This is a genomic window from Bariatricus sp. SGI.161 (assembly GCF_050313695.1).
Classification (GTDB): Bacteria; Bacillota; Clostridia; order Lachnospirales; family Lachnospiraceae; genus JAFBIX01.
This window is the reverse complement of the sequence record NZ_JBNPLX010000086.1, coordinates 1-705: the sequence shown is the minus strand read 5'-3', so window position 1 is coordinate 705 and position 705 is coordinate 1. Positions and strand designations below refer to the sequence as shown.

General features: G+C 45.7%; 1 protein-coding gene. It reads right to left on the bottom strand.

Annotated features, from left to right (window positions below; genetic code table 11):
* Positions 1-136: 136 nt before the first annotated feature.
* Positions 137-705: RNA-guided endonuclease InsQ/TnpB family protein (locus tag ACQRBH_RS17285; protein WP_427762690.1), on the bottom strand; the 569-nt coding region annotated here is incomplete at its 5' end.

Sequence of the window (705 nt, the reverse complement as noted above, 5' to 3'; positions counted from 1 at the left end):
TCAATGCCCCTGATGGGGCAAGTATCAATAAGCTATCCCCGCCTGCCCGGCGGTTCGATTTCTAGCCCGAAAACGGGCATAACAACTATATTTTGTCCAGATATGGACATAAATTCAGTCTGGAAACAGACATATTTTATGCAGAGAGCAGACGCAATGCTTCTTCCCTGATATTGATTGCCGCATTCACGTCCCTGTCGTTCGTGTAACCACAATCACAACGATATACTCTCTCTGACAATGGCAGGATCTGTTTGACCTTTCCACACTTACTGCACCTTTTGCTGGATGGAAAGAACCTGTCCACCTTTACAAGCTGTCCTCCACGGTCTTCCAGCTTATAATCCAGCATGCCCAGCAACATTCCATAGCCGTTATCCGCAACACTCTTCCCGAAATTCAGGCTCCTGCTCATTGCCTTCATGTTCAGATCCTCGACGGCAACCACATCATACTCATCTGCCAGTTTTCGACTCAACTTATGATGAAAGTCTCTTCTCTGGTTTTTGACCTTCTCATGGCAGAGTGCCACCTTTTTCTTTTGTTTCTGATAATTCGAACTTCCACACTTACAACGTGACAGCTTTCGCTGCTCTCTGTTCAGCCGTTTTTCAGACCTTCGGTAGTAATCCGGATATTCGCATTTACTTCCATCGGAAAATACTGCCAGTCCATGCATCGCATAATCAATACCGATAACCTTCA